Origin of the sequence: Methylobacterium sp. WL6 (assembly GCF_008040095.1) — a bacterium.
In the GTDB taxonomy this organism is placed as follows: domain Bacteria; phylum Pseudomonadota; class Alphaproteobacteria; order Rhizobiales; family Beijerinckiaceae; genus Methylobacterium.
In genome coordinates, this window is sequence record NZ_VRVH01000140.1 from 1 (window position 1) to 11,406 (window position 11,406).

The 11,406-nt window shown below is 71.6% G+C and carries 10 protein-coding genes and 1 pseudogene; 7 read left to right on the plus strand and 4 right to left on the minus strand.

Translation table 11 applies throughout. The annotated features are described in order from the left end of the window. A partial coding sequence (locus FV230_RS17250; protein ID WP_187275533.1) for an alanine racemase occupies positions 1-649 on the minus strand: 649 nt, incomplete at its 3' end. Positions 650-744: 95 nt separating this feature from the next. On the opposite strand from FV230_RS17250, the gene FV230_RS17255 reads away from it, so the two are divergent. Beyond that, entirely contained in the window at positions 745-1,725 is a 981-nt protein-coding gene (locus tag FV230_RS17255; protein WP_147843276.1) for a quinone oxidoreductase, read from the plus strand. A 13-nt stretch (positions 1,726-1,738) separates the two neighbouring features. On the opposite strand, the gene FV230_RS17260 is transcribed toward FV230_RS17255, so the two are convergent. The 3 genes from FV230_RS17260 to FV230_RS17270 form a co-directional block, all read right to left on the minus strand. Then, complete coding sequence (locus FV230_RS17260; RefSeq protein ID WP_147843277.1) at positions 1,739-3,427, minus strand: thiamine pyrophosphate-binding protein; 1,689 nt, start codon at positions 3,425-3,427, stop codon at positions 1,739-1,741. A 71-nt stretch (positions 3,428-3,498) separates the two neighbouring features. Continuing rightward, on the minus strand, positions 3,499-4,686 hold the full coding sequence (locus FV230_RS17265; protein WP_246694894.1) for an NAD(P)/FAD-dependent oxidoreductase: 1,188 nt from the start codon (positions 4,684-4,686) through the stop codon (positions 3,499-3,501). Between the two features lie 196 nt (positions 4,687-4,882). Continuing rightward, positions 4,883-5,779 carry a LysR substrate-binding domain-containing protein gene (locus tag FV230_RS17270; RefSeq protein ID WP_187275534.1) on the minus strand — a complete coding sequence of 299 codons (897 nt, stop codon included), beginning with the start codon at positions 5,777-5,779 and terminating at the stop codon, positions 4,883-4,885. A gap of 193 nt (positions 5,780-5,972) precedes the next feature. Here FV230_RS17270 and FV230_RS17275 point away from each other — a divergent pair, with 193 nt between their 5' ends. From FV230_RS17275 to FV230_RS17300, 6 genes and pseudogenes are all read left to right on the plus strand, one after another. After that, on the plus strand, positions 5,973-7,274 hold the full coding sequence (locus FV230_RS17275) for an SLC13 family permease (protein ID WP_147843279.1): 1,302 nt from the start codon (positions 5,973-5,975) through the stop codon (positions 7,272-7,274). A gap of 187 nt (positions 7,275-7,461) precedes the next feature. Next, positions 7,462-7,863 carry a succinate dehydrogenase, cytochrome b556 subunit gene (gene sdhC, locus FV230_RS17280; RefSeq protein WP_147843280.1) on the plus strand — a complete coding sequence of 134 codons (402 nt, stop codon included), beginning with the start codon at positions 7,462-7,464 and terminating at the stop codon, positions 7,861-7,863. A 12-nt stretch (positions 7,864-7,875) separates the two neighbouring features. Continuing rightward, on the plus strand, positions 7,876-8,295 hold the full coding sequence (sdhD, locus tag FV230_RS17285) for a succinate dehydrogenase, hydrophobic membrane anchor protein (RefSeq protein WP_147727560.1): 420 nt from the start codon (positions 7,876-7,878) through the stop codon (positions 8,293-8,295). A 31-nt stretch (positions 8,296-8,326) separates the two neighbouring features. Beyond that, entirely contained in the window at positions 8,327-10,144 is a 1,818-nt protein-coding gene (gene sdhA / locus FV230_RS17290) for a succinate dehydrogenase flavoprotein subunit (RefSeq protein WP_147727561.1), read from the plus strand. Between the two features lie 96 nt (positions 10,145-10,240). Beyond that, complete coding sequence (locus tag FV230_RS17295) at positions 10,241-11,044, plus strand: succinate dehydrogenase iron-sulfur subunit (RefSeq protein ID WP_147727562.1); 804 nt, start codon at positions 10,241-10,243, stop codon at positions 11,042-11,044. Between the two features lie 169 nt (positions 11,045-11,213). After that, positions 11,214-11,406: pseudogene (locus tag FV230_RS17300) on the plus strand (hypothetical protein); the annotation flags it as partial.

Sequence of the window (11,406 nt, forward strand, 5' to 3'; positions counted from 1 at the left end):
GCCTGAGCGAGCCTGAGCGGATCGCGACGCCGGCCGCGCGCTCGACCTCCGCCGCCGCCGCGATCCGCTCAGGCTCGCTCAGGCCGTAGCTGTCGCCGGCATGCAGCAGCACCCCGCGCAGCACCGCGCCCCCGGCGACGAGGACGCGGCCGATCGCCGTCAGCGTCCCGGCGTCGTCCGGCGCGACCCCCGAGCGGTGCCCGTCGGCGTCGACCTCGATCAGGACGGGCAGGGGCGCGCAGACGGGATCGCGGTTGGCCGCCACCCACGCCGCGACGGCCTCGGCCTGCGCCACGCTGTCGAGGACGATCGCGAGGTCGGCCCCGTATTGCCGGCGGATGCCGCCGACCCGATCGAGCTTCTGCGGCGCGATGCCGACGCCGTAGGTGAGGTCGGTCACGCCGCCCTCGGCGAAGTAGGCGGCCTCGCGCAGCGTCGAGACCATGGCCGGCCCGCGCGGGCCGGTCATCGCGCGGCGCGCCACGTCGAGGGACTTCGCCGTCTTGAGATGGGGCCGGAAGGCGACGCCGAGGCCGGCGAGCCGCGCCCGCATCCGCGCGACGTTGGCGGTCAGGCGCGCCTCGTCGAGGAGCAGGCAGGGGGTGTCGAGGGCGGCGAGCGAATCCGCGGCGACGTCGGTGACGGCCATCGCGACCCCTTTCCGATTCCGGTCCCGGCCTTCTAGGCAGATGCCGGGCGCAGGGCTAGGTGGTCGAGACCGTCGCCCGGCCTCGGAGAACCGCCATGACAGACGCGAACGCCGTCATCCTCCGCGCGTTCGGCGCCCCCGAGGCGATGCGCCTCGAAGCCGTCGACCTGCCCCCGCCCGGACCGGGCGCGGTGCTCCTGCGCCAGACCGCGATCGGCTTCAACTTCATCGACGTCTACCAGCGCAAGGGGGTCTACCCGCTGCCGCTGCCGACCGGGCTCGGCCACGAGGCCGCCGGGCGGATCGAGGCGCTGGGCGAGGGCGTCGCGGGGTTCCTGGTCGGCGACCGGGTCGCCTACATGAACGCGGGGCTCGGCAGCTACGCCGACCGGCGCGTCGTGCCGGCGGACAAGCTGGTGGCGATCCCCGACGCGGTCTCGGACGAGGACGCCGCCGCCCTGCTGTTCAAGGGGATGACCGCGCAGTACCTGCTCCGGCGCACCCACGCGGTCCAGCCGGGCGAGGTGGTGCTGGTCCATGCCGCGGCCGGCGGCGTCGGGCAGATCCTGTGCCGCTGGGCCAAGGCGCTCGGCGCCACCGTGGTCGGCACCGCGGGATCGGCGGAGAAGTGCGCGGTGGCGCGCGAGGCCGGCTGCGACGTGGCGATCGACTATTCGCGAGGGGGCTGGCCCGAGGCACTGCTCGCCGCCACCGGCGGCCGCAAGGCGCGGGTCGTCTACGATTCGGTCGGCCGCGACACCTTCCTGCATTCGCTCGACCTCGCCGCGCCCTTCGGCCTCGTGGTGCTCTACGGCGCCGCCTCCGGGCCGGCGCCGGCGATCGAGCCGGAGCTGCTGAACAAGAAGGGCTGCCTCTTCCTCACCCGCCCGTCGGTGTTTCCGCACAATGCCGACCCCGCGGACCTGCGGGCCAACGCGGCCGAGGTCTTCGCCGCCATCGCCTCGGGGGCGATCGTCGCGCGCATCGGCGCGCGGTTCCCGCTCGCGGAGGCGGTCGCGGCGCACCGCGCGGCGGAGGCACGCGAAACGACGGGATCGATCCTGCTGCTGCCGTGAGGCACGCCGCCCGTCAGGTCGCCCGCACCACCACCTCGACCAGGTTCGGCGCGCCCGACCGGATCCCGTGCTCGATCGCCGCCGCGATGTCGGCCGCCCGGGTCACGCGCCGCGCCGGCACGCCCATCGAGGCGGCCAGCGCGACGAAGTCGATGCGCGGATCGACGAGGTCCATGGCGATGAAGTGGTTGGCGCGCACCGACGCGTAGTGGGATTGCGACTTCATGTAGTTCTTCAGGATGTTGTACTCGGCGTTGTTGATCACCACGAAGGTCACCGGCAGCGCTTCGTGGGCGGCGGTCCACAGCGCCTGGGGCGAGTACATCGCCGCGCCGTCGCCGACGACGCAGACCACCGGCGCGCGGTCGAGGCCGAGCGAGGTGCCGACCGAGGCCGGCATTCCCCAGCCCAGGACGCCGCCGCGCATCGAGGCGTACTGGTGCGTCTTGTCGCTGTGCAGGAAGGTGCGCAGATGCGCCATCGTCGCCGGCGCCTCGTCGACGATGGCGGTGTCGGCGCCGACGGCGCGGGCGATCTCGCGGGCGGCGACCAGCGGCGCGATCACCGGGTCGGCGAAGGCGGCGTCGGCCGCCTCGGTCAGCTTTCCGCGACGGGCCGCGTAGATCCGCGCGGCCGCGATCCGCAGCTCGGCATAGGCGTCGGCCCGCTCCGCGAGGCGCGGCCTCAGGAGCGGCAGCAGCGCGTCGAGGGAGGCGCGTACGTCGCCGACCATCGAGAGGGTGGTCTCGTAGGTGCGCCCGAGGTCGCGCACGTCCGCCGAGAGCTGGAACACCTGCGTGCCGGCCGGCACCGCCGAGCCTTCCGTGTAGAGCACCGTGATCAGCGACTTGCCGCCGAGCGCGAACACCGCGTCGTAGGCGCCGAGGATGCCGGCGATCTCCGTGGCCTTGGTCGGCATGTTCCCGGCCCAGAGCGGATGCGCGGTGGGGAAGGGGATGTGGGCCGGCCAGGACGAGCCGTAGACCGGCGCGCCGAGGAGGTCGGCGAGCGCCACGGCCTGGCCGGAGGCGTCGCTGGCGTCGATCTCGTCGCCGGCGATGACGGCGAGGCGCCCGGGCGCCACCGCGGCGAGGTGGTCGGCGAGCCGCTCGAGCGAGCCCGCCACGGCGCAGCGGTCGATCGTCGAGACGCCGCCGGCGGGCGCGGCGGTCATCGCCTCCATCACGTCCATCGGCAGCGACAGGAAGACCGGGCCCGAGGGCGCGGCCGAGCAGTCGTGGAAGGCGCGCCGCAGCAGGATCGGCAGCTGGTCGGCGTTGGTGACCTCGCGCGCCCACTTCACGGCGGGCGTGGCGAGGCTGACGAGGTCGCCGAACAGCAGCGGATCGGTGATCGCGTGACGCGAATCCTGCTGGCCCGCCGTCACCACCAGCGGCGTGCCCGAGACGTGGGCGTTGATCAGGTTGCCGAAGCCGTGGCCGAGGCCGCCGGCGGTGTGGAGGTTGAGGAAGGCGGGCCGGCGCGCGGCATGCGCGTAGCCGTCGGCCATCGCCACCGCGCTCGCCTCCTGCAGCGCCAGCACGTAGGCGATGTCGGGGGTCTCGGTGAGCGCGTCGATCAGCGGAAGCTCGGTGGTGCCGGGATTGCCGAAGATGTAGCGGACCCCCTCCGAGCGCAGCACCTCGAGCAGCACCATCGCCCCTCGGCGGCTTCCGAGCGCGTCCACCGTCGCAATCGCCATGGCCGTCCTTTCCGTCCCGTCGCGCGGCCGAGGCTACGCCGATGGCCGCACGGGGCAAACGCCCGGCGCGGTCAGAGCGCCAAGTGGGCCGCGACCGCCGAGGCGGCGCGCACCGCTCCCTGCGAGGCGCCCGTCGCGTAGCGGATCGCGTGGCGCGCGACGCGGTTGCGCACCCGGCGGACCGCCCAGGGCAGGGCGGTCTCGGTGGCGAGCGCGCGGGCGTAGAGGCTGGATCGCAGGCTCGCCGCGTCGCAGGCGACCTTGACCGGGTCGGCATAGAACGCGGCGACCTTGTCGGCACCCATGCCGGGCGTCGCGAGCCAGCCCGGCAGGTGGGCGTCGGCCAGTTGCCGCACGTCGGTCAGCACCTTGCCGATCCCGGTCCCGGGAATCGGGCACGCGGTCTGGAACGCGTCGCCGACGAGGACCACCCCGTCGCGGACGTGGCCCTCGGCCCGCATCAGGTCGATCGGGCGCACCTCGACCGAGCCGGCGACGGCGAGGTCCGGGCAATGGGCCGCGAGCCCCGGCATCAGCGCGCGCAGGGCCGCCTCCGGCTCGGCGCGAAACGCCTTCGTCCAGGGGGCGTTCGGCTGCTGGTAGCTGAACAGGTTCGCCCGCATGGTCTCGCCGAGCGGGAACAGCGTCAGGTAGGCGTCGCGCCCGCCGAACCGTTCGGAGAAGTAGGTCATCGCCCGAAACGGGAAGGCGTCGCGCGGCGCCGCCATGTCGAAGCCGACGGCCAGCGAGTGGCGTTCGCCGATCACGCGCCGGACGATCCCGGCCTTGCGGCGCAGCACGTCGCCGAGCCCCGTCGCCAGCACCACGAGGCGGCCGGCGAACCGGCGCCCGTCGCCGAGGGTGACGACCTGCCGCTCCGGGCCGAGATCGAGATCGGCGACCCGGCCGACGGTGAGCAGCCCGGCGGGCAGGTCGGCGCGCAGGGCGTTGATCAGGTCGGGATAGGCGGCGCCGTACTCGGTGTTGCGCTCCCAATGCGCGAGGCTGCCGAAGCGCACGACCCGGACGGTGTCGGTCCTTGTGGTGCACCCGCGGGCGGCGGCGCCGAACCCGAGGGACTCGAACAGCGACATCTGCGCGGAGCCGTACTTCTCGGCGCGGAAATCGTGCGGGTGGACGGTGTGGGTGTCGATCAGCGCGACGCTGCGGCCGTCGCGGGCGAGGCGGCCGGCCAGGCAGGTACCGGCCAGGCCGGCGCCGATCACCACGACATCGAAGCAATCCGTCTGAGCAGGCATGGCGAGCACATCCCTCCGGCAGGGGCGCCTTCGACACGCCCGCACGGTACAGAAGCCGCAACCATCCCGAAAAGAAGAGCCTTGCGTAGTTCTTCCCGATCAACCCTTCGTGACCAGCGAGAAACATGGTGGCGATGTTCTACCGAAGGTAGAGATCGCGTCGCGCTTTCATCACCGACGACATGGTGCGGTCTGTTCAGGCGTCGCGACCGTCGCGCAAGTGCGTCACGAATTCCTGCGCGAAGGTCGGCAAGCCTTCGTAGCTGCGCAGGCACAGGGTCAGGGCGCGCGTCGCCCACGGCTCGACCAGCGGCACGACGGCGATGTCGAGGCCGCGGGCGACCCGCCGGGCCATGCTCTCGGGCACGATGCCGACGCCGACGCGGGCATCGACGAGGCGGCAGACGGCGTCGAACCCGCGCAGCTGCACGCGCAGGCGCATCGGGCGCCCGACGCGCGCCGCCTTGTCGGCGAGAAACCGGGTGAGCGCGCTCGCCCGGTCGAGACCGACGAGGTCGTGCGCCAGCACCTCGGCGAAGGCGACCGCCCCGCGCCCGGCCAGGGCGTGCCCGCGCGCCGCCACCAGCACGAAGCGGTCCTGCCGGAACGGGAAGGTCTCGAGGTCGCCGGTGTCGACCGTGCCCGACAGGATGCCGAGGTCGGCCTGCCCGTCCGCGACGAGGCCGACGATCTCGTCCGAGGTGTGCTCGTCGATCTCGACGCTGACCCCGGGATTCTTCGCGAGGTAGGCGGCCAGAGCATCTGGCAGGAATTCGGTGAGCGCGTTGGTGTTGGCCAGGACCCGGATCTGCCCGACCGTGCCGCCGGAGAAGGCCGAGAGCTCGCCCTGCATCCGTTCGATCGCGGCGATCAGCCCGCGGGCATGCGCCAGCAAGGCCCGCCCGGCCGGGGTCGGCGTGACGCCGAGACGGGTGCGGGTGAGCAGGGCGGCGCCGAGCGAGGTCTCCATTGCCCGGATCCGCGTCGAGGCGGCGGCGAGCGCGAGGTTCGCGCGCGCCGCCCCGTGGGTGATCGAGCCGGCCTCGACCACGTGGCGGAAGAGGGTGAGGTCGGACAGGTCGAAGCGCATCATCGCCGGGCTTCCTTACGCGGGCCGCGAAGCCGCTGCCGGCGCCACCGCGATGCACGAGCGACTGCGAAACGCGCGCTCCCGACGCTCAGCCTTCGCCGATCGCGAAGGCACCATCAAGGAAATCCGTATTGCGAACCGTTCCAATCGGGCCCCTAACCATCGGGCGGATCGAACAGGGTAGGGGCAGGGCGGCATGGGAGGCGGGACGACGATCTGGGCGACCGGCGCGCTGCTCGTGCTCTGCATGGGCCTGTGGGCGACGGCGCTGCTGCCCGAGATCGTCACCGCGCTGCTGTTCTTCGCCCTCGCCATGCTGCTCAAGCTCGGCACGGCGGCGACGGTGTTCTCCGGCTTCGCGGCCTCGGCCTTCTGGCTGGTGATGTCGGGGATGGTGGTCGGCCTCGCGATGACGCGGACCGGCCTCGGCGCACGCCTGGCGCAGGGGCTGAGCGGCCGGCTCTCGGGCTCCTATCCGCGCCTCGTCGCCGGGCTCGTGGGGTTCAGCTTCCTGCTCGCCTTCGTGATGCCGTCGAACCTCGGGCGCATCGCGCTGATGATTCCGGTGACCCTGTCGCTCTGCGACGCGTTCGGGCTGGCGCCCGGGCGGAAGGGCCGGATCGGCGCGGTGATGGCGGTCGGGCTCGCGACCCCGATCCTGTCGGCGGCGATCCTGCCCGCCAACGTGCCGAACCTGGTGATGGCCGGCGCGGCCGAGCGGCTCCAGGGCCTGCACCTCACCTACCTGCCCTATCTCTGGCTGCACGCGCCGGTCCTGGCGCTGGTGAAGGGCGTGCTGCTCGTGGCACTCCTCGTGACGCTGTTCCCCGACCGGCTCGAATCCGGTGCCGCGGCGCTGCCGGCCCTGCCCCCGGCCTCGCCCGCCGAGCGCCGGCTGGCCGCGATCCTCGTCGGCACGCTGGCGCTATGGATGACCGACGGGCTGCACGGCATCGCCCCGGCCTGGGTCGGGCTCTCGGCCGCAGTGATCTGCCTAATGCCGCGGATCGGCGTGCTGCCGGCGGACGCCTTCGCGCAGGTCTCGCTGCGCACCTGCTTCTACATCGCCGCGCTGCTCGGCCTCGTGGCGGTCGTCAACGAGACCGGCTTGGGCGAGCGGCTCGGCCACGCGCTGCTGGCGGTCGCGCCCCTGAGCCCGGGCGCGACCGTGCAGAACTTCGCGGTGCTGACCGGCGTCGCCACGGCGCTCACCCTCGTGGTCACGGCCAACGGCGCGCCCGCGCTCTACACGGCGCTGGCGGGCGAGATGGCGCAGGCCAGCGGCTGGCCTGTGCTCGACGTGGTGATGGTGCAGGTTCTCGGCTACGCGACGCTGTTCTTCCCGTATCAGGCGCCGCCCATCGTGTTCGCGCGCGAGCTCGGCGGCGTGTCGCTGAAGGACGCGACGCGCGCGACCTTCGCCTACGGGGTCGCGACGCTGCTGGTCGCCGCGCCGCTCGACTACCTCTGGTGGCGGCTGATCGGGCGACTGCCATGAGAAGGATACGTGTCGCGAGAACGGCGCCCGCCGTGCCCGGCGGCAGGCGATATCCCGACGAAATCGTCATCTCCGTCCTGCCATGCCGCATTGCGGCGAAACGCTCGGGCCTCTAGCGCTACAGATTAGAGACGGTCCAATTCCAAGATCGACCCGGTTCCGAGAACGACACGAGGCCTCCCGCACGATGGCACCCACCGCACGCCCCACCGTCGCCCAGCCGCTCTCGCCGCATCTCCAGATCTATCGCTGGACCTGGACGATGGCGATGTCGGTGTTCCACCGCGTCACCGGCACGGCGCTCTACGGCGGCACCGCGCTCGTCGCGATCTGGCTCGTGGCGCTCGCCTCCGGCCCGGCGGCCTACGCCTGGGTGGCGTGGTTCTTCGGGTCCTGGATCGGGCGGATCGTGCTGTTCGCCTACACCTGGATCCTGCTGCACCACATGCTGGGCGGCCTGCGGCACTTCGTGTGGGATGCCGGATACGGCTTCGACCGCGACAAGCGCATGGCGCTGGCCCGCGCCACCCTGATCGGCTCAACGACGCTGACCATCGTCGTCTGGGCCGTCGCCCTTCTGGCGCGCTGAGGAGTTCCCGCCATGGCCAAGGCCAAGATCCTTCAGAACCCGCAGGTCTCGATCCGCACGCCCCGCGCCCGCGTCCGCGGCCTCGGCGTCGCCCACCACGGCGTCGGGCATTGGTGGATGCAGCGGCTGACCGCCGCCGCCAACGCGCCCTTGATGCTCGCCTTCGTGGTGATCATCGCGCTGATGGCCGGCCGCTCCTACGCGGAGGCGGTGGCCCTGGTGTCGCACCCCTTCGTCGCGATCGTCCTGATCCTCGCCGTGACCTCGGTCGCGATCCACATGCGTCTCGGGATGCAGGTGATCATCGAGGATTACGTCCACAGCCCGGGGCTGAAGATCGCCGCGGTGTTTGCCAACAACTTCTACGCGGTCGTCGTGGCCGTGGCCTGCCTCTACGCGATCCTGCGCGTGGGGCTCGGCCGCCTCGTCTGACCTGCCACTCGCGATCTTGAAGGAGCCTTCCATGGCCGCCAACGGACAGAACGGGCAGGGACCCGCCTATCCCATCACCGACCACACCTTCGACGTGGTGGTCGTCGGCGCGGGCGGCGCGGGCCTGCGCGCCACCGTCGGCTGCTCCCAGGCGGGCCTGCGCACCGCCTGCATCACCAAGGTGTTCCCGACCCGCTCGCACACGGTGGCGGCGCAGGGCGGCATCTCGGCCTCGCTCGGCAACATGGGCCCGGACGACTGGCGCTGGCACATGTACGACACCGTGAAGGGGTCGGACTGGCTCGGCGACCAGGATGCGATCGAGTATCTCGTGCGCAACGCTCCCGCGGCCGTCTACGAGCTCGAGCACTGGGGCGTGCCGTTCTCGCGCACGGAAGAGGGCAAGATCTACCAACGCCCGTTCGGCGGCATGACCACCGATTACGGCAAGGGCACCGCGCAGCGCACCTGCGCGGCCGCCGACCGCACGGGGCACGCGATGCTCCACACCCTGTACGGGCAGGCGGTGAAGAACCAGACCAACTTCTTCATCGAGTACTTCGCCCTCGACCTGATCATGGACGACGAGGGCCGCTGCCGCGGCGTCATCGCCATGGACCAGGCCACCGGCGAGATCCACCGCTTCCGCGCGCAGATGGTGATCCTCGCCACCGGCGGTTACGGCCGCTCGTACTTCTCGGCGACCTCGGCCCACACCTGCACCGGCGACGGCAATGCCATGGTGCTGCGCGCCGGTCTGCCGCTGCAGGACATGGAGTTCGTGCAGTTCCACCCGACCGGCATCTACGGCGCCGGCTGCCTGATCACCGAGGGCGCCCGCGGCGAGGGCGGCTACCTGACGAATTCCGAGGGCGAGCGCTTCATGGAGCGCTACGCCCCGTCGGCCAAGGATCTCGCCTCGCGCGACGTGGTCTCGCGCTCGATGACCATGGAGATCCGGGCCGGCCGCGGCGTCGGCAAGGGCGGCGACCACATCTTCCTGCACCTCGACCACCTCGACCCGGCGATCCTCCACCAGCGCCTGCCGGGCATCTCGGAATCCGCCAAGATCTTCGCCGGCGTCGACGTCACCAAGGAGCCGATCCCGGTGCTGCCGACGGTGCACTACAACATGGGCGGCATCCCGACGAACTATCACGGCGAGGTGCTGACCTTGCGCGACGGCAACCCCGACACCGTCGTGCCCGGCCTGATGGCGATCGGCGAGGCGGCCTGCGTCTCGGTGCACGGCGCCAACCGCCTCGGCTCGAACTCGCTGATCGACCTCGTGGTGTTCGGCCGCGCCGCCGGCCAGCGCTGCGCCGAGATCGTCGAGCCGAACGGCCGGCCGATGGACCTGGCCAAGGATTCCGCCGACAAGGCGCTGACCCGCCTCGACCGCTTCCGCTACGCCGACGGCTCCACGCCGACCGCGGACCTGCGCCTCGAGATGCAGAAGACGATGCAGAACAACTGCGCCGTGTTCCGCACCGGCGAGGTGCTGGAGGAGGGCAAGGGCCTGATCCACAAGGTGTGGTCGGCATCCGCCGACATCCGCATCACCGACCGCTCGCTCGTTTGGAACACCGACCTGCTCGAGACCCTGGAGTTCGACAACCTGATCGGCCAGGCGGTCGTCACCATGGAATCGGCCGCCAACCGCGAGGAATCGCGCGGGGCGCACGCTCGCGAGGACTTCCCCGACCGCAACGACAAGGAGTGGATGAAGCACACCCTGTCGTGGCTCGACGAGAGTGCCCACCGGGTGAGCATCGATTACCGCCCGGTCCACACCTACACGATGTCGAACGAGATCCAGTACATCGAGCCGAAGGCGCGCGTTTACTAAGCTGCGCGCTTCGGAAAGCCGATCGGCGGGACCGCGTTCCCGATGCGGCTTGCCGATCGTTGCTTCGATCGACTCTAGCGGAAGCCAACGACAGCCATGGCCGAATTCTCCCTCCCCAAGAACTCCCAGATCACCGAGGGCAAGTCCTGGCCCGCGACGACGGGGGCCAAGAACCTCAAGGAGTTCCGCGTCTACCGCTGGAACCCGGACGACGGGAAGAACCCGCGGATCGACACCTATCAGGTCGACCGCGACGATTGCGGGCCGATGGTGCTCGACGCGCTGCTGTGGATCAAGAATAAGGTCGACTCGACGCTGGTGTTCCGCCGCTCCTGCCGCGAAGGCATCTGCGGCTCCTGCGCCATGAACATCGAGGGCCAGAACGCGCTCGCCTGCACCATGGGCATCGACGAGTGCCAGGAGCACGCGAAGGGCCGCAAGACCGCCGCGGTGAAGATCTATCCGCTCCCGCACATGCCGGTGCTGAAGGACCTCGTCCCCGACCTGACGAACTTCTACGCCCAGCACGCCTCGGTCGAGCCCTGGCTCAAGACCGACACCCTGGCTCCCGAGAAGGAGTGGCCGCAGACGCCGGAGGACCGGGCCAAGCTCGACGGGCTGTACGAGTGCATCCTGTGCGCCTGCTGCACCACCTCGTGCCCGAGCTACTGGTGGAACGGCGAGAAGTTCCTCGGCCCGGCGGCGCTGCTGCAGGCCTATCGCTGGCTGATCGACAGCCGAGACGAGAACACCGGCGACCGCCTCGACGCGCTGCACGACCCGTTCAAGCTCTATCGCTGCCACACGATCATGAACTGCGCCAACACCTGCCCGAAGAGCCTGAACCCGGCCAAGGCGATCGCCGAGATCAAGAAGATGATGGTCGAGCGCACGGTGTGATCCGGCGGGGCGGCCGACTGAGGCCGCCCCGCCACACTCGGCCCGAAAAGCCTCGCGCGCGGGCCCTCCGAAGACCGTTCCCCGACCGGCCGCCTTGCGGCCATCGCAATTGCCCCCGACGCAAGGGCTCGCAAGGGGCGCCGCACGTGCGCCGGGGAAGCCGAGACCGATGCCGCGTCAGTACCGTTCGACGATCGCCCTCCTCGCGCTGGCGGCAGGGCTCGGCGCCTGCGCGTCGCAGCGCTTCGACGGACCCCGCGTCCGCGGGCCGGCACAGCAAGCCGCCATCGACAACATCGCCCCGGCGATGCCCTCCGGCGCCGTGACCTCGGCGCCGCTCGCGCCGCCGTCCGGCGCGGCGG

Bases quoted from the DNA above. Each gene is read 5' to 3' on its own strand.
- FV230_RS17275 (WP_147843279.1), top strand. From the start codon at position 5,973: ATGGGAGGCGGGACGACGATCTGGGCGACCGGCGCGCTGCTCGTGCTC.
- FV230_RS17255 (WP_147843276.1), top strand. From the start codon at position 745: ATGACAGACGCGAACGCCGTCATCCTCCGCGCGTTCGGCGCCCCCGAG.
- FV230_RS17265 (WP_246694894.1), bottom strand. From the start codon at position 4,686: ATGCCTGCTCAGACGGATTGCTTCGATGTCGTGGTGATCGGCGCCGGC.
- FV230_RS17270 (WP_187275534.1), bottom strand. From the start codon at position 5,779: ATGATGCGCTTCGACCTGTCCGACCTCACCCTCTTCCGCCACGTGGTC.
- sdhC (WP_147843280.1), top strand. From the start codon at position 7,462: ATGGCACCCACCGCACGCCCCACCGTCGCCCAGCCGCTCTCGCCGCAT.
- FV230_RS17295 (WP_147727562.1), top strand. From the start codon at position 10,241: ATGGCCGAATTCTCCCTCCCCAAGAACTCCCAGATCACCGAGGGCAAG.
- sdhD (WP_147727560.1), top strand. From the start codon at position 7,876: ATGGCCAAGGCCAAGATCCTTCAGAACCCGCAGGTCTCGATCCGCACG.
- sdhA (WP_147727561.1), top strand. From the start codon at position 8,327: ATGGCCGCCAACGGACAGAACGGGCAGGGACCCGCCTATCCCATCACC.
- FV230_RS17260 (WP_147843277.1), bottom strand. From the start codon at position 3,427: ATGGCGATTGCGACGGTGGACGCGCTCGGAAGCCGCCGAGGGGCGATG.